We start from the raw sequence: 24,863 nt of genomic DNA, 5'->3' as shown, positions 1-24,863 counted from the left end.
AAAATTTGTCGTATTTACCAGTATCGCATAGTATCAACTCCATCTCTAATCTCTAATCTCAAATGGATTTAGTAAAAGTAGGATGTATACCGAGCACATTTCAACGCTTGGTGTTTAGGCGTGCACCTTACCCTATCGATATTTACCAATATCGGTCAATCTAAAATCTAAAATCTAAAATCTAAAATTGGTTTATGGTAGCCAGCGGGGGTGATAGCCGGCAAAGGGAAGTTCTTCTGGCTGTAGTTTGGCGGGAGAACCGTCTGCGGGTATTTCTACTAAGGGTAGCAGCCAGAGGCGGCTGGTGGCGATCGACTGTCCACTATCGTTGCGGGGACTGTCTGCTGCTGAGGGAGTTGCTGCTGTGACTGATTGGTCGAAAATTAATGCCAGTCCGTCGGGAGATAAACTGATTTGGGTATCTAATTGGTTGGGCAAAATCAGCAGCGGTTTGATGGTTCCTACCAAACGAGTACCCTCTTTTTTGAGGTCGATGGTGGCGATGAAAGGCTGTTCTTTGTAGCTTTCTGTTTTGAGGCGTTGGGCTAACAAACAGTAGAGACGCTGAACTTGGTTGTCTTCGTTTTTGCGGGGATCGAAATAAACAGCCATAATGCTGCCGGGAATACGCAATATTTCTTGTTCTACACCTTGGTTATCTAAGATGAAAAGCGATCGAGTAAAATCGCTGTTGTATTTAACATAGGCGGCGGCCGAGTTGTCGCGGGCCATCCCCAATACTTGTTCGTATTTTGGCAAAAATTCGACTGGATCTGCTTCGGGTTTGAGGGGGACGATCGCTAATCCTTGTTTTTGAGATATTACCATCGATATGCTATCGGGGCGAATCATAAAATCTCCGCCTTGTTCATTTTCCAATGGTCTGGGCGGCACTTTTTCTTCCACAATCCAAGGACTGAAATCGCCGGGATTGCGGCGGTTGACGCGCTGGACAACTATGATTTTTCCGTCGGCTGAGAGGTCGAATTTGAGGTTTTGGTAATCTTTGGAGTCTAAGATTTTGTCGATTCTACCGGCTGGGTATTTTGGTTGATTTCCTGAGCCTGATTGGGGGTTGAGGCCGGTGGTGACTGTGAAGAGTTCTTGATTGAGGGTGCCGCGAGTACGGGCGATAGATCGATCTGTGGCGGAGAATAAAATGCGATCGCTGTCGGGATATGGTTTAAAATCGGTGACAACTAAATCTTTGGGAGTCAGCGGTATTGGTTTCGAGTCGCTGCTGGTGAGATTGACTAGCATTAATCTGCTTTCTGTTTCGCCTTGGACACCGATGTAAGCAAAAGCTCGATCGCGGCTGCGAAAGGAACTGCTAAACGGTTGCATTAGCGTTCCTTTATTTTGGTTTTTTTCTCCGAAATACTTGTCGGTTGCTCCGGCGAGTTTTAATGTGTAGGTAACGCCGTAGGGTGCTGGATCTTTGAGGGTGTAAGCCATGCGCCTTCCAGCCCAACTAAATTTACCGGGGAGGGGGGGTTCTAGCTTTAAGTTTTCCTCGACGGTGGGCTGGTTCATCGGCCGAAAGAATGTGAGGATAAAGCCGGTATCTTCGGCGCCGATTTGTTTGTTTTCCCAGGTAAATTCTCGCACTCTGGGTGCTGTGCGATCGCCGCTCAGCAGCAGCAGCCCGATTAAGAAGCTCAGCACTAGCATGAGGATGATGGCCGTGCGGTCGATCGGCTGTTTGAATGGCCCAATAGCGAAGGGTGAAGGATTAATTTTTTTCTTAAAAATACTCACCAATCTTTCTCTCCTACTTTCTGCTGAAAATTAACTACCAAATTTTCCCTATTAAATTTTACACTTATGGGCCCATTCCTAACACTCACCCAGCCATTTTTTTACCACAGTAAATGGCTGCAACGAGTTAGTTCCCGTAACAAACCTAGTTTTTGAAACTTGTGGTGCCTCCAGGACTGAATGAAACTTAAGATATTAATTAGGTGGGACACGCTGCAGTTTCAACAGGTTTGTTTACTGAAACAGTTGATTGATGGGGATTAAATCCATCGGTGATATTTTATCTATCGGCAGATCCAAACCAAAAGCCACTCTACATGAAATTAGAGTTGCCAGCACCCCTAAAAACAGTGCTGTTAATTGAATATCCTGCCAAAAACAAGTTAGTCCTTCTTTCCACAAACCGTAGTTAGTTACTGCGTAGGTAGGAAGGTCGCCTAGAGCTACAGCAATCACGGCACCTAAATTACCTTTTAAGTGATATCCCAGCGGTATACTTATACATAGATTCACAAAAGTCAGCAGATTTCCCATAGCTTGGTACTGAGACTTTCCTACGGCTAACAGACAAGAACCCATCAGATTGTAGAGGGTGGTGTGCCAGATACCTAAAGCCAAGATAGGCATCATCCAAGATGCCGCCTCATACTCTTTCCGATACAGTGTTAAAATTAACTGATCTCCGAAGCTCACAAAAATTGCTAAACCTACGGCTAATGGTATTAGAATTAACTTGCGGTTCTTAAGTATCTTCGCGCGCAACTCCTCCCGCGGCAACTCTGCCAGCATAGAAATCGAGGGAAAAATGACCCGGCCGCTAATGGCGATGATGACTTGGCGCGGCATATCGCCGAGAGTAAAAGCGATGCCGTAAATGCCCAAGGTTGTTAAAGTAAATATTTTCCCCAGGATGAGTCTATCGGCTTGAGAACACAAGAAATACAAAGCCGTAGACAGAAATATCCATTTCCCATAAGAAAATATTTCTTTAACTGCTTCTTTATCCCAAGCAAAGCGGTTTGACTTGCCGGGAATCAAAAAATGGCTCCATACTAACTCTATTAAAGCTCCACTCAAGCCGCCTGCAACGATCGCCCAGACGCTGCGATCGAACCAGGCCCAGACAATCATTACTGTAGTAGAAAAAATCTGTTGGCCCAACTCAAAAATTACTACTTTCTTCACTGCCATTTTGCGTTCTAGGCTGGATGTGGCAGTGGATTTAAAGCCTCCTATTAAGGAATTTATACCTATTACTGGAATCAACCACTCCAGACGGGTATCTCCATAAAAACTCGCAACAGGCTGGGTAATTATAATCAAACAAATCCAAACGAAAAAGCTGCGAATGACTTGCAGTGTCCAAGCGGTGTTGAGAAATTGAGGATCTTCCCCGCGCTTATTCTGGATGATGCTTGGGCCTAGACCTATGTCTGAAAATAAGTTGATCCCTATGATGAAAACGTAGGTTAGACCTACGAGACCAAATAGTTCGGGTAAAAGCAGACGCGTCAGGATTAAGTTACTGCCAAATCGGATAATTTGACTGCTTGCATAACTGGCGATCGTCCAGGCCGCACCTTTGATAGCTAATTTTTTTTCTGCTGACATATACTCAGAATTTATTTACTAATGACGAGTGTAGTTGCTGAATTTACTTTTGGCAACTACTACAGGATGCTTTTGCAAGTTTGATCGCTGACTGTACAGTATCTTAATTTGTATACGCAGGACGGTTCTGGACTGTCGATCTCGCAATCAAGGTAAAATTTAATCTGATACTTATTCCACATCTAATAATCATAAGGGTTTTTTGGTTCAGGAATTGGTTTGAGGGAGGATGCTTGAATGGTTAATTTGCGCTTGCCTTGCAGTTCTTCTACGATCGTTTCTCCTTCTATTTCTAGCCAACTGTCTGGGGCAAAGGCGGCGCGGCTTTGACCGATCGGTAGTTTTACAGGCAACCCGATCGGATAGGCGTCTGCCGCGCAGCAGGTAATGATAAAACGCCCGAGCCACATATATTGTTCGGCTATGTTGGGGGGGTGAATTACAAATCCTTGAACTTTGACTTTTTGACCTCTGTATGTATCCGGTTCGGGGTTGAAATTTAACAGCCGCACCCATTCGACGAGCGATCGATTTTCTGGTTTGGTAGTATTGCGAAATTCTTGGGGTTGCAGTCTGGTGATGGGCAGGGCTTCGGTGAGGCCCCGTTCTAAAGCTGTCTGGCTGGTAAATGTGCGTGGCGTTATTAGTAAACCTATTAATGCGACGCTCAACATTAAGGTGCTGCCGATACTGGGGGGAAACAAAGTAACGTGTTCAACTTCTGTGATTCTGAGAGAGTTATTTGCTGTTGATGTCCGCGATTGCTTTGTGGTGCGATCGAGTTTTAAGAGTTCCCAAGTTTTTAAACCGCCAATAACTATTAAGCCGATTCCTCCTGCTAGAGTCAAGCCAAAGTAATTGGGGTGAATGAGAATGCTTAATTTGCCCGTGATCCAATATTTGAGGAGCAATATTCCCCAGGCTAAGATAGCTAGGGCATCCAGCCAGGGGCTAATTTTTTTTAAATTCATTTTTTAAGAGTGACTGGGAAGGAAGAGGGTAGAAGGAAAAGAAAAAAAACTATCCGTATATCGGTGACTTCTGTGTCGGGGAGCAAGGTAATTGAAAATAGCCCAGCGAAAATCATCGTATGAGTTGTCTGTTTGAGCTAGTTTATTAACCTAAATGCAAGTTAATAGAAAGGGTCATTAAAAAGGTTAACTGAGCTGCTAATACAATTAAGTAAACTACGGCTCTACCTTTGAAAATTGACAGCATTAAACCTATACCTTTGAGGTCAATCATCGGGCCGAAAACGAGAAATGCTAACAGCGAACCGCTGGTAAATGTGGAAGCAAAAGACAGGGCAAAAAAGGCATCTACTGTAGAACAAATCGATACGACTGCAGCTAATAGCAGCATGGCTAGAATCGAGGAAACGGGGCCTTGGCCGAGGTTGAGAATTAGTTCGCGGGGGGCGCCAACTTGAATGATGGCTGCGATCGCACTTCCGATTACCAACACTCCTCCTAATTCGCGCAACTCCTGTACCATAGTATCTAAAAGCAGGCGCAGACGCTCTTTAGAAACGGGGTGGAACATTGAGGAAAGTTTCGAGGTTTTTTCTGTTTTGGCTGTTTGTAATGGCTTCCAGTTGTCTTGTAGCAAAGATTCGATCGGCACCACCCCCCCCGGCTGACCGAGCATAAATGTTCCCGACTGCAACAGCAGCGGAGTGTTAGCTTGGACGAGTTCTTTTTCGGAAAACTCTGGTTTTGGCAGAGGAATCGCACGGGCTACAGAGGGTTGCAGCAGAGGCCGCAAGTCTTTTTGGGCGCTGAACACCCAGCCGATAATTGTGGCTATAGACAGAGAAAATACCACCCGAAAAACTACAATTTCTGGCTGATCCCGAAATGCCGTCCAAGTAGCCCAAATTACCACGGGGTTGATGGTGGGGGCCGCCAGCAAAAAGCCGATCGCGGCTGGTGCGGGTACTCCCTGCATCAGTAACCTGCGGGCTACGGGCACGTTACCGCACTCGCACACGGGAAACAAAAAGCCGATCGAACTGCCCATCAAAGCCGCCAGCAGCGGGTTTCGCGGGATGCGCGATACGAGTTTGCGTTCGTCTACAAACCCCAGCAGCAAACCTGAAAATAAAACTCCGAGCAGCAGAAAAGGTATTGCTTCTACTAACAAGCTGAGAAACAGGGTGAAAGCATTATTTAACTGATTTGTCAGGGCGGGTTGCATCGATCACCTACTGGTAGATTGCTATTTAGCTATACGTCTTTGGTAGAACTCCTTGTAGATCATACCAAAGCATAGCACTAAGTTAAGATCCCGTTAATTTTATTTTGTCTTTTTTTTGCGGAAATTTGTAGAGCTTCTAATTTAATCAATGCTGATGCCTTGAATGATTGGGAATGGTTAAACTTGTTTTAATTTGAATGAACTTCTATTCATATCCGCCTCGTACAGCCAATCAATAATTGACCGAAATTATCCAGGATACAAGCCCCCGAATTTATCCCTGGGGTCAATGCTTCAATTCTAAAATCTAAAATCTAAAATCTAAAATCGATTGACTCTGCGAACCGTCGCCGATTTGATAGATATTTCGGGTAAAAATAATTGTTTTCACGACAAACTTCTAGGGGACGCACTGGCAGGTGTGTAGCTGGCTGAGCGTTACGGAGGGTTGCGAGTACCGGATCGGGGATATGGGATAAAATCGCCTCAAATGCCTTAGCACGGGCGAGGGCGGGACGCCCTCGCGATAGCCAGCTAAAATTCCGGGGCGTCACCCCCCGACTTACTGCTTTTAAATTGTCTGCTGACGGGCTGCATCGTGTTGGCGATCGGGCAATTCCGATTTTCTTCTATTATCAATCACTTATATTTCTCAGCCTAATATTTTATTAACAAAAGGTTAAGACAACTACCTAAGATTAATGAATAGTTAAATAGTAGAAACAAGCGTTAATACCGCTCAAGTCAGTATAAAATAAAGTCAGGTATAATTACAAGGGCGCATTTATCTCGGCGATCCTCAATCTTGCCTAATACTTTAAGTGGTAAAATTTTCCTTGGTACAGTCAGTTTTTTGTGTAATTTAAAATGCAGTTTGCCAGGGGGATGTCTGTCCACTCAGCAACTCACCTGCTGACCTTTGGTAGCTGAATGTCTGGCAAATAGAACCCCAAAAAAAGCGTGCTGATAAATTTATGTTGAATACCTCCTGCGTAGAAAGACCAGTCCAACCCCTCTCCGAGGCTGACCTAGGAGAACTTTGTTTAGACTCTACTCTCCAAGAATTGTCGCTTTACGATTTTCAGGTAGAAGCTACGGATTGGGGAATACGAATTTCTCAGATGTTAGAAGCTAATCCGCTGTTACCGGGAGTCATTGTGACCCATCAAGGTGAATTTGCCGGTATGATTTCCCGGCGGAGATTTTTAGAATTTATCAGCCGTCCTTTTGGGCGAGAATTATTTTTAAAGCGACCGGTGAGGGCTTTGTACCGCTTTGCCGAAACTGAGAGTTTAATTTTTCCCAGCAATACTTTAATCGTGGATGCAGCCAGGAAGTCGCTGTTGCGATCGAAAGAACTGCTTTACGAACCGATTGTGGTTCAAGTGTCGCCTCAAACTTATAGTTTGCTAGATGTGCACGAACTGTTAGTAGCTCAATCCAACATTCACGAACTAGCGACAAAATTGCTGAGGCAGCAAACTCAATCTCAACTAATTCAAACCGAAAAACTAGCGAGTTTGGGACAGATGGTAGCTGGAGTTGCCCACGAAATTAGAAATCCCGTCACCTGCATTAGCGGAAATATCGGGTTTTTGTCCAACTACTCGAAAGACATCATGGAGTTGCTGTCGGCTTACGAAGAGATTGTGGGTGACAGCGAAAAAATTGACAAACTCAAAAAACACATAGAATTTGATTTTTTGCAAGAAGATTGGGTGGAAATTCTCAAAAGTATGAAAGTTTCATCGCAGAGGCTGACCGAACTCGTCACCAGCCTGCACACCTTTTCTCACATGGACGAAGCCCACTTGAAGCAAGCTAACATTCACGAATGTATTGACAGTACGCTGCTAATTATGAAAAATCGTCTGAAGTACGGATTTAAAGTAGTTAAAAACTATGGGGATTTGCCTTTGGTAAAATGTTATTCGGGTCAGTTGAGCCAGGTATTTATGAATATCATCAGTAATGCGATCGACGCTTTGGAAGAGGTAAAAGCAGAAAAAGAATTTATGCCTGCGATTACTATTGAAACCGAGGTAATAGAAAGTTGTGACGGAGACTGTGTGAATTCGGAATTAATTCAAAATTATGTTAGGGGCGATAGACCAAATGCCAAACAGCTATTATCCGCCAGCCAAAACGGCGACTTATGCCCAGAATCTGCGGAAAAAAATCAAAATAACGCTTGGATAGCCATCCGAATTGCCGATAACGGGCCGGGAATTCCGCCCGAAATTCAGCGGCGGATTTTTGAGACATTTTTCACCACTAAACCGGCGGGGAAAGGTACCGGTTTGGGGTTGGCAATTACCCATCAAATTGTTACGGAAAAGCATAAAGGCAAGTTAAATTTGCATTCTACGCCCGGTACAGGTACTGAATTTGAAATTTTGTTGCCATGGATTTGAATGCCTGGGCGACTTGTCGATATCGATTTACCGCCCAAGCGGGGGCGGGTTTATTAGAGGAGCAATTTTAGGCGGAGATTGTTTGTAAAACCCGCCCCTACCAATCCGTTACGCTCGAAGCTGCACGGGCATTACCAAGAATGTAGCATTGACTCCGCCCAAAGGCTGGAAAATTACGGGGGCTAAAGCACCGTTTAATTGCAGTTGAATTTCTGGGGATTGAGCAGTTTTCAAAATGTCAATTAAGTATTTCACGTTGAAAGCAATATCGATGCTATCTCCCGAAATCTGTGCGGGCATTGACTCTTTGCCACAGCCGACATCTTTAGCATCTACAGACAAAGTAATTTCCTGATTTTCCTCGTCGATGCTGCATTTGAGAATATTGTTTTTTTGGTCTGCAAAAACGGCTATTCTTTCTACGGCTGCTAAGAACGATCGCCTTTCTAAGGTAATTTGTCGCTCAAAAGACGGTGGAATCAACTGCCGGTATGCGGGATATTGCCCTTCCAAGGTGCGGGTTGTCAGCCGCTGGTCTGCCCATTCAAACACTACTTGACCGTGTTCAAAATGCAGGGTGACAGGTTCAGTCCACTGGCGCATCACCAGCATTCTTTCTACTTCCCGCAATGCTTTAGCGGGGACTGTCACCTCAAATTCTTCTTGGGTTTCTTCGCCTTCAGCTTTTTCATTGGCAGTTTGAACTACTGCCAATCTGTGGCCGTCTGTAGCTGCAAATTCCAGGCAATCTTGCAATACCTTTAAATGCACGCCTGCAAGTACCTGTTTTGCCTCGTCGGGGCTAGTAGCAAATAAAGTTCCTTTGAGTCCTTCTATCAAGGCTTCCGGTGGCAATTTAAGGATTGTTCCGGCTTCGATTGCGGGCAATTCTGGGAATTCTTCCGGGCCCATGCCTCTAACTTGGTAGCTGCCAGAACTGCAAGTGAGATATGCTACGGTGTCTCCCGCTTCGTCTTCTAGAGTAATCTCTCCATCTGGGAGTCTCGAAACAATATCGTTGAGTAATTTAGCGGGTATGGTAAAACTGCCACCGCCAGTCACTTCTGCTGCGAAGCTGGTACGAATGCCTAAACTGAGATCGAAAGCTGTCAAGCTAACCCGCTGATTTTCCTCATCCGCGACTAAGAGCACGTTGGCTAGTACCGGATGTGTCGGGCGGGAGGGAACGGCCCGACTTACCAACGAGAGGTTGGCGTTGAGGTCACTTTGGGTGCAAACCAATTTCATTGTAGGAAGGTTAATTAACCGGATTTGAAACAGAAACAAATGGTATCACAGAAAGCCGGCGGGTCGGTTTTTCTGTGTGTAGGGCTTAAGCATGGGGCTAGAAACCGGGTTTCTAGGCAAAATTTTGCCTGTAAAAACGAGAAATCTTCCAAGAAACCGGGTTTCTGAGGTTAGTGCGCGTCGCGAATTATGTGTTTTGGGTGTGCAGGGATCGCTAGTATTTTTTAATTTATGGAATTATTTTTGTATCGATCGCCCTGTGGAAACTGTGGAAAAAAAAGCTAACTGCTTGCTGCGTGTCACTTATAGATAATAAATACCTGTGGAAAACTTGTGGAAAAACTGGTGCGGTCGATCGCCTTTTTTTGTGCAAAAGCTGTTTCGGGCGATCGAGTAAAGTTTTCCACAAACAGAGGGCAACTTTTCCACAGGTTTTTCCACAGGCAATATCGAATCCGGTGGCATCGAAAGTGTGGGTTTGTTTACGCTCACCCCGTCTGCACCGGTGCGTCGCTCAAAGATTGTGGATACTATTTAAGATTTAAGGGTGGCGACGCACCCTACGCCATGAGTGAATGTGTGAAAAGAGGTTCAAGTTTTGCGGCTGACAACGTTAATTCGATCGCTCAACTGACGCAAAGTTTGAGCCAAATTCGGGTCAGTGTTCCGCAACTGAGCAATTTTTTCGCAACTGTAAAGCACAGTCGTGTGATCTTTGCCACCGAACACTTCGCCAACTTTCGGCAAACTCAAACCAGTATGCTGCCGAATTAAATACATCCCTATTTGACGGGCAAGACTAATTTCTCGCCGCCTGGAACTGCCTTTCAAATCTTCAACAGAAACATCAAACTCCTCAGCCACAACTGCAATTACTGCATCTGGCGTTGCCTCTACACTTTCAGTTTGCGGATTCAAAACCGGGGCGATATTTTCCACAGTCATCGGCAAACCAGTAATTGAAAGATATGCTACCGCCCGAATCAAAGCACCTTCCAATTCCCGAACGTTGGAAGTGTAACTAGAAGCAATGTATTCAATGACATCTCGCGGCAGGCGCATATTTTCATACTCAGCTTTTTTCTGCAAAATTGCCATCCGAGTTTCCAAGTCTGGCAATTGAATGTCGGCAATTAATCCCATGGAAAATCGGGAACACAAACGCTCTTGCAGGCGGGGGATTTGCTGCGGCGGACGGTCAGAAGCTAAAACTACTTGGTTCCCGGCTTCGTGCAGAGTATTAAAAGTGTGGAAAAATTCTTCTTGAGTATATTCTTTACCTTCAATAAATTGGATATCATCTATTAATAAAACATCTGCCGCCCGATAATGGTCGCGGAAAGTTTGCATACTGTCTTTGCGAATGGCGGCGATTAAATCGTTAGTAAATTTCTCAGTAGAAACGTAAAAAATCTTGGCGTTGGGGTCAATTTCCAAGCGATAATGACCGATCGCCTGCATCAAATGAGTTTTGCCCAAACCAACGCCACCGCACAAAAATAGGGGATTGAATTCTCGGCCCGGAGACTCGGCTACCGCGAGGGAGGCGGCGTGAGCCATGCGGTTGTTGGAACCGACGACAAAGCGGGAAAAGAGGTATTTGGGGTTTAAATTGGCGGGTTTGGGGGGGTGAAGCGAGTGGCTTTCCGGGACATCGGCGATCGGGGAGGGCCAAATTATGGCCGAGTCGCTGCTGCCGTCTGTTTCGTTTCCCCCGGCAATTGTCAAGTAAATGTCTACGGGATAGCCGAGAATTTCTGCGACTGCATCGGCAAGGATTTCTCTGTAATATTTTTGCAACCAATTGCGAGCAAAGGGGTTGGGGGCGCTGACGATCAAACAGTTATTTTCGAGTTGTTCTGCCCTGGCAGTTTTGATCCACGTCTCAAAGCTAGGTCTGCTCAGTTGTACCTGGAGACGTTCAAGTATCTGATTCCACAGACTTTCGAGGGGAATGTCCACTGCTCACCTCTGCCGATCGGCATTCAAGATATTAATTCTACAGTCTAGAGAGTTTAGTCCTCAGATGCTAAAGTTTAAGGGAGTCTGCCGTAGCACGGGCCAGGGCCCGACGCCATCGCCCACAAATTTGGCGGCTCTGCAGTCATGCGCCAGCTATCGGGGAGCTGCTCAGCAAATATTTAGATTTGGCAGGAAAGCCTTAAAACATGGCAATGAAGAGTTCTACTGGCAAATTTTGGAAGCAACCGGCAATTTACATATTGCTGCTGGTAACGGGAGCCGGGGCCGCCATGTTGGGCGATCGTCTGACGGTTTCTCAATTTCGTGCAAATTCTGGCGATTCGGGACAAAGGGCGCTAGAACCGAAATTGCAACTGCCTCCTAATACAAAGGATCAAGCTAGGAAAGTCTTGCCGCCGGTTCCCTTGTCGGGGGACGCGGCTAATGTGAATTTTATTGTGGCTGCGGTGGCAAAAGTTGGCCCGGCAGTGGTTCGGATCGATGCTTCGCGCCTGGTGAAACCGGGAAATAGAGGGCTGTCGCCGGAAGATTTTTTTGGGATAGAACCGAATTCGGGTGGCCGGGGCGGGATCGAACGGGGCACTGGTTCGGGTTTTGTCATCGGTGCCGACGGCCTGATTCTCACTAACGCTCACGTTGTAGAGGGAGCCGATACGGTAAATGTAACTCTCAGGGACGGCCGCAGCTTTCAGGGGCGGGTGTTGGGGGCGGATAAGGTGACGGATGTGGCTGTGGTGAAGATTGAGGCGAATAATGTACCTGTGGTGACGATCGGCAATTCGGATAAGCTGTTGTCTGGGGAATGGGCGATCGCCATTGGCAATCCTTTGGGTTTGGACAATTCCGTAACTGCGGGGATTATTAGCGCTACGGGGCGATCGAGCACTGATGTGGGCGTACCCGACAAGCGGATCGGTTTTATTCAAACAGACGCTGCAATTAATCCGGGGAATTCTGGCGGCCCGCTGCTGAATGCTTCGGGCGAAGTTATTGGCATGAATACGGCGATTATTCAAGGTGCTCAAGGACTGGGGTTTGCGATTCCCATTCAGGCGGCCCAACAGGTGGCGAAGGAACTGATTACGACGGGGAAAGTCGAACACGCTTATTTAGGCATTGAAATGGCGACGCTGAATCCAGAGGTTAAGCAGCAAATTAACAGCAATGCTACCAGCAGCCTGCGAGTTGCAGTCGATCGGGGTGTGGCTATTGTTAGCGTTGTTCCTAATTCTCCGGCAGCCGCATCCGGTTTGCGGGCTGGAGATGTGATTCAAAAAATTAATAATCAGCCGATTATTCAGTCGGAAGCTGTTCAGGAGTTCGTGCAAAATGCTAAGGTTGGCGGGCTGTTGCAAATGGAAATTAACCGTAACGGGCAAATAGTTAATTTGACTGTTAAAACGGGAAGTTTGCCGGTTCAAAAAGTTGGATAAGAAGGAAAGCACGACACGGATTAGGACACGGATACACGGATTAATTATTGAGTGAGTAAGTTAGATTTTGTTCCTCCATTCAACCGACAAAACGGTAACAACAAATAACCAATAAGGACTAACCAATAACTATGGCAGAAATCTTACAAATCTCACAATTAGGAAATCCCGTATTGCGCCGCCGATCGCAAGTTGTCGAGAATATTAAAGACGATCGCATTCAAGAGTTGATTGACAGCTTAATATTTACAGTACAGCAGGCAAACGGAGTGGGGATTGCCGCCCCTCAAGCGGCTCAGTCCGATCGCCTGTTCATCGTCGCATCTCGCCCCAACCTGCGGTATCCCCAAGCACCCAACATGGAGCCCACAGCGATGATTAATCCCCGGATTGTGGCTGCATCAACAGAGACAGTCAAAGACTGGGAAGGCTGTTTGAGCATTCCGGGGATTCGGGGATTGGTGCCGAGAAGTAGGGCGATCGAGATAGAATACACCAGTAGAGACGGCAAACTCCACCGACAAGAATTGACAGACTTTGTGGCCCGAATTTTTCAACACGAACACGACCATTTAGATGGAATCGTGTTTTTAGACAGGGTGGAAAATACCCACGAACTGATGACTGAGGATGAGTACCAGCAGCAATTTGTCAAGCTGCTCTGACCATACGGGAGCAATTCTCCAATCCAAAATCCCAAATCCAAAATCTAAAATCTAAAATCGATTGACCGAGGACGAGTACCAAAAGCAATTTGTCAAGCTGCTCTGACAGTTGGTATAATTGTTAGCAGTAATATCAGAGATGTTGCAAACAGGAGAGCAAATGTCTATCAACTTAGAAAAAGGCGGGAGAATCAATCTCTCTAAAGAAGCACCGGGGCTAAAAAATGCCGGGATTGGTTTGGGATGGGATACCAATGCTACAGACACCGGCGCAGCGTTTGACTTAGATGCTTCCGTGTTTATGTTGGGGGCTACTGGCAAAATTCCCGGCGAAAAATACTTTGTTTTCTACAACAACAAGGAGTCGCCGGACACTTCTGTAATACATCTGGGAGATAGCAGAACCGGAGAAGGATTTGGCGATGATGAAACCGTTACAGTCGATTTAACCAAAGTCGATCCGGCGGTGCAAGAAATTGTGTTTGTGGTAACTATCCACGAAGCAGAATTGAGAAGGCAAAACTTCGGTCAAGTGCGGAATGCTTTTATCAGGATTTACGACACTACTACTAACACAGAAGTAACGAAGTACGATTTGGACGAGGATTTTTCTAGGGAGACAGCGGTAGAGTTTGGCAGACTTTACAAGAAAGACGGCGAGTGGAGGTTTCAAGCTGTAGGAGAAGGCTACAATTCCGGCTTGCAAAGCTTTGTAGATAAGTATGCCGGATAAAAGGTCGTTAGCGAAGCCCTCGAAGAGGATCGCTCCTAACTAAATAAATCGAGGGGAAATTCGGAAGCAGGAATATTTCCCTCGATTTTAAGCCAGACTCATGAGGTGACAAACCAGATGGGAATTCAATTAAAGAAGGGCGAAAGATTTAATCTTTCTAAAACATCTCCAAGTTTAACAAAAGTTGCGATCGCCCTGGGATGGGAAATAGCAACTGAACTAAATTTTTCAGACTCAAACCAGCAAAGCTGCGATATCGATGCCTCGGTTTTTGCATTAGGTACGGACGGCAAAATCCCCGATGAAAGATACTTTGTATTTTACAATAACTCGCAGTCGCCGGACGGAGCGATCGCCCATTCGGGAGATAATCAAACCGGTCAAACTCAAGGGGATGACGAGACAATTGATGTAGACTTGGAAAAAGTAACGGCTGCTGTTGAGGAAATGGTTTTTGTGGTCACGATTCACGACGCACAAGCTAAACATCAAAATTTTAGCCAAATCAGAAATGCTTTTATCCGATTGTACGATCGCCAAACCGGCAGCGAACTAGCGCGCTATGATTTAACAGAAGCTTTTTCTGAAGAAACAGCAGTCGAGTTTGGACGGTTGTATAAAAAAGAGGCAGCTTGGAGATTTCAGGCCGTAGGACAAGGATATAAAGCAGGGTTGCAGAGTTTTGTTGACAAGTATCATTCAGAGATTCAACAGCCAGAAAAACCTGCACAACGTACAGTAGAACTGCCTAGATTACCAGTTATTGAAGATAGCCACAAAAGTCAGAAAGCTATAGCATTAGACAAAAAGCTTCAGGAGAAAGCGCCGCACATTTTCAATCTCGCTAAGAAAGCAGATATCTCGCTCAAGAAAGCAAATCTAACAAATCACAATGCTCAAGTAGCGCTTTGCCTTGATATTTCTGGTTCCATGTCTTCGCTATACAGTTCAGGAAAAATTCAGCGTTTGGCAGAGAAGATTTTGGCTTTGGGATGTCGGTTTGATGACAACGCAGCGATCGACATATTTCTGTTTGGAGTGAACCCACACAATCCCGGTGAAATGTCGATCGACAATTTCTCAAACTTCATCGACCATATACTGCAACAGTATCCTTTAGAAGGAGGTACTTACTACGGTAAAGTGATGAAGGAAATTAGAAACTTCTATTTTCCTGACGGTAGGGGTAGCAGGCGCAACGCAGGTATTAAAGCCGATCGACCTGTCTACGTGATGTTTGTGACTGATGGAGCCACTGCGGACGAATCGGAAACCAAGCAGCAGCTACAATGGTCGTCCTATGAGCCGATATTTTGGCAGTTTATGGCGATCGGTAAGTCGCAGAAAGATGTCAAAAGTAAGGGAGTTCGCGGGTGGTTAGCAAGAGCAGTAGCGAGCGATTTTAGCTTTTTAGAGCAGCTTGACCAAATGGGCGATCGCTACCTAGACAACGCCGATTTCTTCAGTTTAGAAGACCCGGAACATATTGCCGATGAGGAATTATACGATTTGTTGACAGCAGAATATCCGAATTGGGTAAAATCAGCACGAATCAAAAATCTCTTACCCTAGAAACAGCTTTTGCCGACAAACAAAATGCTAGCTTAGGGCAATCATTCAACTTCACCATAAACCTTACAAAATCACAAAACTATGGCTATCAACTTAACAAAAGGACAATCAATAGTTCTCAGCAAAAGCGAATACGACTTGTCCAGACTGACAATGGGTTTGGGCTGGGATGTGGCACAAACTAAAAAAGGTCTTTTCGGCCGAAGCAGCGGTGCAAATTTTGACTTAGATTCCTACGCTATGCTGTTGGGAGAAAATGGCAAAATAAAGAACTACAAAGAGGATGTAATTTATTACTCTCATTTGGAGTCAAAGGACAAAACAGTTGTTCACTCAGGCGACAATCTCACGGGCGAGGGAGAGGGAGACGACGAACAAATAGTGGTGAAACTGAGTTCTTTGCCAGGAGAATATCACAAAATTATTTTGGGCGTAAATATTTACGATGGAAAAGAGAGAAAACAGCATTTCGGCCTGGTAGAAAATGCTTTCGTGAGAGCTGTAGATGCCGCAGGCAAAGAAATCGCTCGCTATCGCTTGTCAAATGACCCATCTTATGAAGGAAAATTAAATATGTTGATGGGAGAAGTCTATCGAGAAGGCGGCGAGTGGAAGTTTAAGGCTTTGGGAAATCCTTTGGCTGAAGATATGAACGGTGTTGTCGGTTCGTTTATGCGGTGATCTTAAAAATGTTGTTTTAACCGCAGGTAAACGCAGATAAACGCAGATGAAATTCCATCTGCGTTTATCTGTGTTTATCCGCTGATATCTGCGGTTAAAAAATACCCATGTACTTATTAGACATCTGCAAAAAAGCTACTCGAATCAATCTTTGACCGGCCGCATTGTCGGGAACATGACGGCATCTCGGATACTTTGAGTATTAGTTAAAAGCATCACCAATCTGTCTACGCCGATACCCATTCCCGCACAATTAGGCATTCCCAAAGATAGCGCTTGAATAAAGTCTTCATCCATTGGATGCGCTTCGTCATCGCCCGCATTTTTCTGCGCCAACTGTTCCTCAAACCGCTTTCTTTGCTCTTTCGGATCGTTCAATTCTGAGAAGCCGTTCGAGTATTCTGTACCGTTGATAAACAGCTCGAAACGTTCTACAAATCCCGGCTTGCTGCGATGTCCTTTTGCTAAGGGACTGACTTCAACAGGGTAGTCGATGATGAATGTAGGTTGAATTAGTTTGGGAACAACTAATTTGTCAAAAACTGCATACAGCACGTAGCCTAAACTCTGTTGTTCTAACTTAGACAGGTGCAATTCTAGCTTGGTTGCAGAGGATCTCGCACTTTCTAAATCCAAAGTGTCAAAATCCAGCCCAAACTCGTCTCTGACAGCTTCTACCATCGTTTTCACTTGCCAGTGTTTGCCGCTGAAACCGGGATATTTTTCGCTGTAGTCGAACTTGCGTTCTAAACTAATCGTTTCCCCCTGATTTTCAATTTCTTTGACATCCCCAAATACCGCCGCCGCTGCGAAACATATCACGTCTTCGACTACTCCTAAAATGTCGAAAACATCAGCATAAGCTTGGTAAACTTCTAAAGAGGTAAACTCAGGATTGTGGGTGCTGTCAATGCCCTCATTTCTAAATGCTTTACCCAGTTCAAAGACTCGCTCGAAACCGCCGCAAATTGCTCTTTTTAAGAATAATTCGGGAGCCACTCGCAAATACAAATCTACCTCTAAAGCATTGTGGTGAGTGATGAATGGCTTAGCAGCAGCACCGCCGTAAATAGCTTGCAGTGTTGGCGTTTCTATTTCGTAAAAATTGGCTTGCCAGAGATAGGAACGGATGCTTTGAACGATGCGGCTTCGCAGCATAAAACGGTTGAGCGCATCTTGGTTGCTTGCCAAATCCATTTCGCGGTGACGGCGGCAAACTTCGGGGTCGTTAATTCCGTAATAAGAATCGGGAAATTGAATGGTAGCTTTTGATAAAAGCTTTAATTCCCTCACTAAAATAGAAAGTTCTCCCCTGGGGGTGCGGCAGCCGATACCTTCGACGCCGACAAAATCGCCGACATCGAGCAATTTTTTAATTTGTTCAAAGCTCAAACCGACTTCGCCGGTGACGATTGCTTTCTCGATTTTGAGTTGAATTTTGTCTGTGGCGTCTTTTAAATCGATGAAACCAATTTTGCCGCTGTCTCGCTTGGAAGTGATGCGGCCAGCTAATCGCAGGGAAATTTCTTCGGGGTCACTTTGTCCGTTTTCGAGTTCTTTTCCCGGCTGACTAAATATTTCGCGAACTTGCTTGGCTGTGTGCGATCGCGCGTAGGATTCACTGGGATACGGTTCTATGCCTTGCGATCGCAGTTCGTCTACTTTTTGACTGCGGACTTCGGCTTCACTGAGAGTCATTAGTTATTGCCTGATTAAAATTACAAATATCTGACATCTTGCACTATTCTGGCGATCGTGCGATCGAGCGTTGCTCAAATCAACGCCCCACACGAAAATTCCTCTTTGTGGAACAGGCATCTTGCCTGTTCGCGATCGAGCTGCAAAATGTCAGAAACACCAAACTCTATCATAACTGGGTGGCTTTGAGAGCCAATTTGCCAAATAAATAAGTTACACCCTCTCGTACCCCGATCTCACAGATCCGCACTCGCCCCAGAAATATCTCCGATAAAAATTTACAATCGACTGCACAAAGCGACCGAAACATTAAAAAATTAAGTTGTCTGTCGATCGCAACAGGTGAGATGATATGTAGTGCAGCCTCACGGCAGTTCCACAGAAACTGAACAGCAGAAACGCGAGCGATCGAACTCGGCTCATCGCACCTCTGTCAGAATCGACCACACACACTCTCTCTTAACATATAAAAACCAGAATTATGGCTGTTGCAACCCAATCACTCGAAGAACTCTGCATCAACTCTATCCGCTTTTTGGCCATCGATGCGGTAGAAAAAGCAAAATCAGGACACCCGGGACTGCCGATGGGCGCTGCCCCTATGGCCTTCGTGCTGTGGGATCGGTTCATGCGGTTCAACCCCAAAAACCCCAAATGGTTTAACCGCGATCGCTTCGTCCTCTCCGCCGGCCACGGCTGTATGCTACAGTACGCCCTCATGTACTTGACCGGCTACGATAGCGTCACCCTCGACGACATCAAGCAATTTCGTCAGTGGGAATCCAAAACCCCCGGACACCCCGAAAACTTCGTCACCGAAGGCGTAGAAGTTACCACTGGCCCCCTGGGACAAGGAATTGCTAATGCCGTCGGTTTGGCAATGGCAGAAGCTCACCTCGCTGCTAAGTTTAACAAGCCCGACCATAAAATTGTTGACCACTACACCTATGTCATCATGGGTGACGGCTGCCACATGGAAGGCATTTCTGGCGAAGCTTGTTCTTTGGCCGGACACCTCGGACTCGGCAAATTAATTGCTTTGTACGATGACAATCACATTTCTATTGAAGGCGACACAAGCTTGGCCTTTACTGAAGATGTGGGCAAGCGTTTTGAAGCTTACAATTGGCACGTTATTACAGTAGACAATACCGCTCTAGACGAAGATACTAACCTAGAAGCAGTTCACAAAGCTATTGAAGAAGCCAAAAAAGTCACGGACAAACCGTCCATGATTAAAGTCCGCACAGTTATTGGTTACGGTTCTCCTAACAAGCGCAATTCTTACAGTTCTCACGGTGCTGCTTTGGGTACCGATGAAGTGAAAGCAACTCGTGATTTCTTGAAGTGGGAACACGCACCGTTTGAGATTCCTGATGATGCTTTGTCACACTTCCGCAAAGCAGTCGATCGCGGTGCTCAAGCTGAGCAAGAATGGCAGAAAGCTTTTGATGCTTATAAAGCAGCATATCCTGCAGAAGCAGCAGAATATGAGCGCACAGTGGCCGGCAAACTTCCTGAAGGTTGGGATAAAGTTTTGCCGACATACAAGGCAGAAGATAAAGCCGATTCGACTCGGAATCATTCTGGAAAATGTTTGAATGCTTTGGCAGGTGTGTTACCTGAATTGATCGGCGGTTCCGCTGACTTGGCATCTTCTAACATGACTTTGCTTAAGGGTGAAAAAGACTTCCAAAAAGGTCAGTACGAAGGACGTAACCTGCGCTTTGGTGTGCGGGAACACGGCATGGGTGCGATCGCCAACGGTATGCTTTTGCACGGCGGTTTAATTCCTTACTGCGCCACTTTCTTGGTATTTGCTGACTATATGCGGGGAGCAATTCGCCTCTCTGCACTCTCGGAAGCTGGAGTTATTTACGTAATGACTCACGACTCCGTAGCCTTGGGCGAAGACGGCCCAACTCACCAACCCGTGGAAACCATCGCTTCTCTGCGCGTAATTCCCGATTTGTTGGTAATGCGCCCTGCGGATGGTAACGAAACATCCGGCGCTTACAAAGTGGCCGTTGAAAGCCGCACTCGCCCAACTTTAATGGCTTTGTCGCGCCAAAATCTGCCCAACTTGGCCGGAAGTTCGATCGAAGGAACAGCCAAAGGCGCTTACATTTTGTCCGACGACGGCGGCACTCCCGACATCATTTTAATCGGCACCGGCGGCGAAACCTACCTCTGCGTTGATGCCGCTGAAAAATTGCGCGCCGCAGGTAATAAAGTGCGCGTAGTTTCGATGCCTTGCTGGGAATTGTTCGACTTACAAGATGCCGCTTACCGCGAATCTGTACTGCCGAAAGCTGTTACTAAGCGGTTGGCCGTTGAAGCAGGTTCTAGCTTCGGCTGGGGACGTTATTTGGGTTCTGAAGGCGATAGCCTCAGTATTGACAGATTCGGTGCTTCTGCACCGGGCCCGGTTGCTTTAGAAAAGTTTGGCTACACCGTTGATAATGTGGTAGCTAAGGCTCAGGCGCTGTTGGGCTAATAGCAGCAGCATAATTTTTGGTGGGGCGGGCTTCGGGCTCGCCCCATTTTTTATAGCAGAAGGAAGAAGTTCGGCAACGGATTCGCTTCCTTCCGATGTAACGGATGGATGGAAGAAGGCTTTAGTTATTTAGAAGATAAGGAAGAAGGAAGGAAAAGCTAAAATCTAAAATCTAAAATCGGCATCTAGGGTTTCACTTCGTCATACCTCACATCTTGCACCATTGTCAGGAACAGGCTTTTCTGCCTGTTCCACAAGAAAATTCATCTCTTGTGGAACAGGCAGAAAAGCCTGTTCATAAAAGGATTGAGAATGGTGCAACATATGAGTTATACCCAACCTAGAGCTCGCTACAGCTCGCGAATCATTGAGAATTGCTATATTAAGACTTACGGAAGAAAAACCAGTTTCTACCACTATATTCGGTTTGGCAACGAGATTTTTATGAAGAAACCGGGTTTTTAGCCCCCCGTGCCTCCATAACTGTATATTTCAGAGAGTTAAGATAAGTTATAAGTTATTGCCTTAAATTACTCCTTCCCCATTTGCCATTCCGTTTATGATTTGGAATTTTTTAAATCACCTGTTATTCACGGGAAATTATATTCCTCAAGGCTACTGTTACCTTTGGCCGCCAGAGCTAGTCGCACTCCACATAGTGTCAGACTCTATCATTGCCCTGGCTTACTATTCAATACCCCTCTCGCTAATTTATTATTTTATCTTTCAGCGAAAAGACTTGCCCTTTCGCAATATCTTTTGGCTGTTTGCAGCCTTTATTATCTCCGGCGGCACTACTCATGTGATGGAAGTTTGGACGCTTTGGCATCCTGTTTATTGGGTTTCTGGGATTCTAAAAATTATTACCGCCGCGATTTCTGGTTACACCGCTTTTGCATTAATTCCTTTCGTTCCCCAAGCCTTAACTCTCCTGAGTCCAACTCAATTAGGGATGATCGATTCAATACTGCAAAAAGAAATAATTGAACGCCGAGAAACGGAAGCTCGCTATCAAACTTTAACTGAAGCTTCGCCGGTGGGAATATTTTATGCAGATGCTGGAGGAGACTGCTTGTATGTCAACGAACGCTGGTGTCAAATTTCGGGAATAACTTGTGATGAAGCTTTGGGCAAAGGGTGGTTGCAAGGCATTCATCCAGACGATCGCGATCGGGTTTGTTCTGAATGGTATAGCGCCGCGCAGGAGAAATTGCCGTTTAAATCTGAGTACCGCTTTCAAGGCATTAATCACCCTCAAATCAGTTGGGTATTCGGTCAATCTGTCGGTCAAATCGGAGAAAATGGGGAGGTTAAAAGTTATGTGTGTACTATTACTGATATTACAGAACGCAAGCAGATAGAAGAGGAAAATCGACGGCTCAATGAAACTCTGGAGCATCGAGTTTCTGAGCGCACTGCTCAAATCGAAATTTCTAACCACCAATTGCAAAAAGAAATAGCTTACCGCGAAAAAATTGCTCTCACTTTGTTGGAATTGACGCAACTGCAAAATGCTATTCTTAATAGCGCTAACTACACAATTATTTCTACCGATTCCGACGGTACAATTAAAACATTTAATCGGGCGGCAGAGCAACTTTTAGGTTATTCGCTAGAAGAAGTAGTGGGGAAAGTCACCATAGCAATAATTCACGAGCCTCTGGAGGTCGCTCAAAGAGCTGAAGTTCTTTCTCAAGAATTGGGAGTTAAAATAGAGCCGGGAATTCAAGTATTATTTACCTTGCCGTGCCGGGAAATCGCGGACGAAAATGAGTGGACTTATATTCGCAAAGATGGTTCGCGGTTTCCGGTACTGCTGTCGGTGACGGCCTTATTTGATAGTAGCGGAAATATTAACGGTTTTTTGGGTATTGGTCAGGATATTAGCGATCGCAAACAAGCAGAAAAAGAGCTGCGTGACCTCACAAATGCCATGCAAAATACCGTGGAAGGCATTTCGCTGCTTGATATTGAGGGACGCTACGTGAAGGTTAACCGAGCTTACGCTCATAAATGCGGTTACGAACCGGAACAAATGCTTGGCATGGAATGGCAGCTTACCGTACATCCGGGCGATGTTGAGATGATGCTCTCAGCTTATCAGGAAATGTTAATTTCTGGGAAAGTAGAAGTTGAAGCTAGAGGAGTCCGAAAAAATCGCTCGTTTTTTTATAAGCAATTAACGATGGTAAAATCTTGCGACGCACAAGGGATATTTAACGGCCACCACTGTTTTATGAAAGATATCACTGAGCGCAAACTAACTGAAACAGCTTTGCAGGAAAGCGAATTTAAGTACAGGCAAATAGTTGAATTAGCAGAAGAAGGTATTTGGGTAATTGACAGAAATGGTCTCACGAATTACGTAAACCACGCAATGGCGCGTATGCTAGGTTATAGTGAATTAGAAATGTTCGGTCGCCCACTTTTTGAGTTCATGGACAAATCGGAAAAAGAAAAAGCTCTCGATCATATCGAGCGACGGAAGCAAGGTATTGGCGATCAACACGAATTTAAATTCAAAAGCAAGGACGGCAAAGATATTTGGACTCATATGTCTACCAGTCCAGTCATGGACTCCCAGGATAATCTGCTGTCTTGTTGCGCCTTGGTTTACAACATTACAAGCCGCAAAGAAGCAGAGCAGCAAATGCTGCAACTGACAGAAGATTTGAAGCGTTCCAACGAGGAATTAGAACAATTTGCTTATGTGGCTTCCCACGATTTGCAAGAACCGCTCCGAGCCGTTACCAGTTACACTCAATTGCTTGCCCAGCGCTATCAAGGAAATTTGGACGATCGCGCAGATAAGTATATTAATTATATTGTCGATGGCGCCACCAGAATGCAGCAGTTAATTAACGATTTGTTGGCGTATTCGCGCCTGGGAACGAGGGGTCAGGAGTTTGAGCAGGCGGACTGCAACGCTGTGGTTAAGCAAACTATGTGCAATTTGCAAATTGCGATCGCCGAAACAAAAGCTGTAATCACCTGCGACGCGATGCCAACCGTGATGGCGGATGAATTTCAACTGGTGCAATTATTCCAAAATTTGGTCGCCAACAGCATCAAATTTTGTCGCCAAGATATCCCGTTGATTCATATCGCTGCCTACAGGCAAGAGAGTGAATGGGTGTTCAGTGTCCGCGATAACGGCATTGGCATCGATCCGCAGTATGCCGATCGCATTTTCATCATTTTTCAACGCCTGCACGGACGCCGCCAATATTCCGGTACTGGTATAGGTTTGGCGATGTGCAAGCGCATTGTTGAACGCCACGGCGGTCGCATCTGGGTGGAATCCCAAGAGGGAAAAGGAGCGACTTTTTACTTCACTATTCCTATAATTAGTACCTGAAGCCTCAAAATTCAATTTTGTTTTTATACTTTAAAGGATACGCCAGTTATGAGCGATCGAAGCACTGTTAGACCTATAGAAATTCTGCTGATTGAGGATTCTCCCAGCGATGCGGATTTGGCAAGAGAAGTCCTCAGTCAGGGTAAAATATTGAATAACTTGCATTTTGTGGAGGATGGAGTCGAAGCAATCAAGTTTTTGCGCCAAAAAGAGCCCTATCTCAGGGTACCTCGTCCTGATTTGATTTTGCTCGATTTGCATCTGCCGAAAAAAAGCGGTATTGAAGTGCTAGAAGAAATTAAAACTGACCCCAACTTAAAATTAATTCCTGTAGTAATTCTCAGCACTTCAGCAGCGCCGGAAGATATTTTTAAGTCATACTCCCTCCACGCCAACTGTTACATAACAAAACCGGTAGACTTCATAGAATTTACTAAAGTAGTCAGGTTAATTGAGGAATTCTGGCTGGCCGTCGTCAAACTTCCTCTAAATTAAACGAACAGATGCTTCGCTTATGAGCGCTCTAATTTTTTTTAACCTATGGAAATTATGCTGGTGGATGATTTGCTCAGCGAGGCTGAATGGGGTTTATAAAAGCTGGCTACCAGCCAATTTTTAACAATTTGCCTAAGAGTAGGAAATATGGTATTAGCAATAAAATTTTTGAATAAAGAAGGCTTTTCTGTTCGGGTTTGCGTCCCGATTTAATTCTGCTGGACTTAATTTTGTATAAAAAAACGGTTGGTAAATATTGATATAAATTAATTCAGCACTCAAGTTAAAAATGATTCCGGTGGTAATTATGACAAAATCCATAGCCGATGAAGAGATTCTCAAGTCTTATGCCCTGTCAGCCCGGTGCTACATCACTAAGCCTATCGATTTTAGTCAAGTCGCTAAGCTGGTGAGATGGATTGAGGATTGGTGGCTGGTGGTGGTGACAGTTCCCAAATAATAATTTTCAAGTTGAAAATGGCAAGGGAAAGCAAAAAAGTTTAACCTAAGATTGGTAGAGT

19 protein-coding genes are annotated in these 24,863 nt (G+C 45.4%); 10 read left to right on the top strand and 9 right to left on the bottom strand.

The genetic code is table 11. The features are described 5' to 3' along the window. Positions 1 to 192 precede the first annotated feature (192 nt). From QUB39_RS14200 to QUB39_RS14185, 4 genes are all read right to left on the bottom strand, one after another. On the bottom strand, positions 193 to 1,758 hold the full coding sequence (locus QUB39_RS14200) for a hypothetical protein (RefSeq protein WP_333056765.1): 1,566 nt from the start codon (positions 1,756 to 1,758) through the stop codon (positions 193 to 195). A gap of 234 nt (positions 1,759 to 1,992) precedes the next feature. Continuing rightward, positions 1,993 to 3,369, bottom strand: coding sequence for an oligosaccharide flippase family protein (locus QUB39_RS14195; protein WP_333056767.1), 1,377 nt, complete (start codon positions 3,367 to 3,369; stop codon positions 1,993 to 1,995). 182 nt (positions 3,370 to 3,551) lie between these two features. Beyond that, positions 3,552 to 4,340 carry a TIGR03943 family putative permease subunit gene (locus tag QUB39_RS14190; protein WP_333056768.1) on the bottom strand — a complete coding sequence of 263 codons (789 nt, stop codon included), beginning with the start codon at positions 4,338 to 4,340 and terminating at the stop codon, positions 3,552 to 3,554. 145 nt (positions 4,341 to 4,485) lie between these two features. Next, positions 4,486 to 5,565: a permease gene (locus tag QUB39_RS14185; protein ID WP_333209110.1), complete on the bottom strand. Its 1,080-nt coding sequence runs from the start codon at positions 5,563 to 5,565 to the stop codon at positions 4,486 to 4,488. A 974-nt stretch (positions 5,566 to 6,539) separates the two neighbouring features. Here QUB39_RS14185 and QUB39_RS14180 point away from each other — a divergent pair. Then, complete coding sequence (locus QUB39_RS14180) at positions 6,540 to 7,979, top strand: ATP-binding protein (protein ID WP_333056770.1); 1,440 nt, start codon at positions 6,540 to 6,542, stop codon at positions 7,977 to 7,979. Between the two features lie 108 nt (positions 7,980 to 8,087). Here the strand turns inward: QUB39_RS14180 and dnaN are convergent, their stop codons facing one another. The 3 genes from dnaN to dnaA all read right to left on the bottom strand — a co-directional run bounded on the left by dnaN (position 8,088) and on the right by dnaA (position 11,189). Continuing rightward, entirely contained in the window at positions 8,088 to 9,227 is a 1,140-nt protein-coding gene (dnaN, locus tag QUB39_RS14175) for a DNA polymerase III subunit beta (RefSeq protein ID WP_006632140.1), read from the bottom strand. A gap of 303 nt (positions 9,228 to 9,530) precedes the next feature. Beyond that, the gene (locus QUB39_RS14170; protein ID WP_333056771.1) at positions 9,531 to 9,719 is read right to left on the bottom strand and encodes a hypothetical protein; all 189 of its coding nucleotides are present in this window, start codon (positions 9,717 to 9,719) and stop codon (positions 9,531 to 9,533) included. 99 nt (positions 9,720 to 9,818) lie between these two features. Beyond that, the gene (gene dnaA, locus QUB39_RS14165; protein ID WP_333239379.1) at positions 9,819 to 11,189 is read right to left on the bottom strand and encodes a chromosomal replication initiator protein DnaA; all 1,371 of its coding nucleotides are present in this window, start codon (positions 11,187 to 11,189) and stop codon (positions 9,819 to 9,821) included. A 212-nt stretch (positions 11,190 to 11,401) separates the two neighbouring features. Between dnaA and QUB39_RS14160 the strand changes: the two genes are divergently transcribed. The 5 genes from QUB39_RS14160 (at position 11,402) to QUB39_RS14140 (ending at position 16,294) form a co-directional block, all read left to right on the top strand. Then, positions 11,402 to 12,643: an HhoA/HhoB/HtrA family serine endopeptidase gene (locus QUB39_RS14160; RefSeq protein WP_333056773.1), complete on the top strand. Its 1,242-nt coding sequence runs from the start codon at positions 11,402 to 11,404 to the stop codon at positions 12,641 to 12,643. 131 nt (positions 12,644 to 12,774) lie between these two features. After that, a complete protein-coding gene (gene def, locus QUB39_RS14155) occupies positions 12,775 to 13,308 on the top strand; it encodes a peptide deformylase (RefSeq protein WP_333056774.1) in 534 nt (177 codons plus the stop codon). A gap of 160 nt (positions 13,309 to 13,468) precedes the next feature. Then, positions 13,469 to 14,041, top strand: coding sequence for a TerD family protein (locus QUB39_RS14150; RefSeq protein WP_333056776.1), 573 nt, complete (start codon positions 13,469 to 13,471; stop codon positions 14,039 to 14,041). A 117-nt stretch (positions 14,042 to 14,158) separates the two neighbouring features. Further along, positions 14,159 to 15,613: a TerD family protein gene (locus QUB39_RS14145; RefSeq protein ID WP_333233160.1), complete on the top strand. Its 1,455-nt coding sequence runs from the start codon at positions 14,159 to 14,161 to the stop codon at positions 15,611 to 15,613. Between the two features lie 81 nt (positions 15,614 to 15,694). Then, on the top strand, positions 15,695 to 16,294 hold the full coding sequence (locus QUB39_RS14140) for a TerD family protein (protein ID WP_333056778.1): 600 nt from the start codon (positions 15,695 to 15,697) through the stop codon (positions 16,292 to 16,294). Between the two features lie 144 nt (positions 16,295 to 16,438). Here QUB39_RS14140 and lysS read toward each other — a convergent pair whose 3' ends face one another. Together lysS and QUB39_RS14130 are read right to left on the bottom strand one after the other, a co-directional pair. Further along, positions 16,439 to 17,992 carry a lysine--tRNA ligase gene (gene lysS, locus QUB39_RS14135; protein ID WP_333245027.1) on the bottom strand — a complete coding sequence of 518 codons (1,554 nt, stop codon included), beginning with the start codon at positions 17,990 to 17,992 and terminating at the stop codon, positions 16,439 to 16,441. A gap of 309 nt (positions 17,993 to 18,301) precedes the next feature. Beyond that, complete coding sequence (locus tag QUB39_RS14130; RefSeq protein ID WP_333110366.1) at positions 18,302 to 18,439, bottom strand: hypothetical protein; 138 nt, start codon at positions 18,437 to 18,439, stop codon at positions 18,302 to 18,304. Positions 18,440 to 18,473: 34 nt separating this feature from the next. On the opposite strand from QUB39_RS14130, the gene tkt reads away from it, so the two are divergent. From tkt to QUB39_RS14110, 4 genes are all read left to right on the top strand, one after another. Further along, complete coding sequence (gene tkt, locus QUB39_RS14125; protein ID WP_333056780.1) at positions 18,474 to 20,489, top strand: transketolase; 2,016 nt, start codon at positions 18,474 to 18,476, stop codon at positions 20,487 to 20,489. A gap of 559 nt (positions 20,490 to 21,048) precedes the next feature. Beyond that, positions 21,049 to 23,847: a PAS domain S-box protein gene (locus QUB39_RS14120; protein ID WP_333209120.1), complete on the top strand. Its 2,799-nt coding sequence runs from the start codon at positions 21,049 to 21,051 to the stop codon at positions 23,845 to 23,847. A 48-nt stretch (positions 23,848 to 23,895) separates the two neighbouring features. After that, complete coding sequence (locus QUB39_RS14115) at positions 23,896 to 24,342, top strand: response regulator (protein WP_333056782.1); 447 nt, start codon at positions 23,896 to 23,898, stop codon at positions 24,340 to 24,342. Between the two features lie 307 nt (positions 24,343 to 24,649). Next, the gene (locus tag QUB39_RS14110; RefSeq protein WP_333056783.1) at positions 24,650 to 24,802 is read left to right on the top strand and encodes a hypothetical protein; all 153 of its coding nucleotides are present in this window, start codon (positions 24,650 to 24,652) and stop codon (positions 24,800 to 24,802) included. Positions 24,803 to 24,863 lie beyond the last annotated feature (61 nt).

The organism is Microcoleus sp. AT8-B5 (assembly GCF_036705565.1).
Lineage (GTDB): Bacteria > Cyanobacteriota > Cyanobacteriia > Cyanobacteriales > Microcoleaceae > Microcoleus.
Note: the sequence above shows the minus strand (reverse complement) of the source record. Positions and strands in the feature narration are given on the sequence as shown.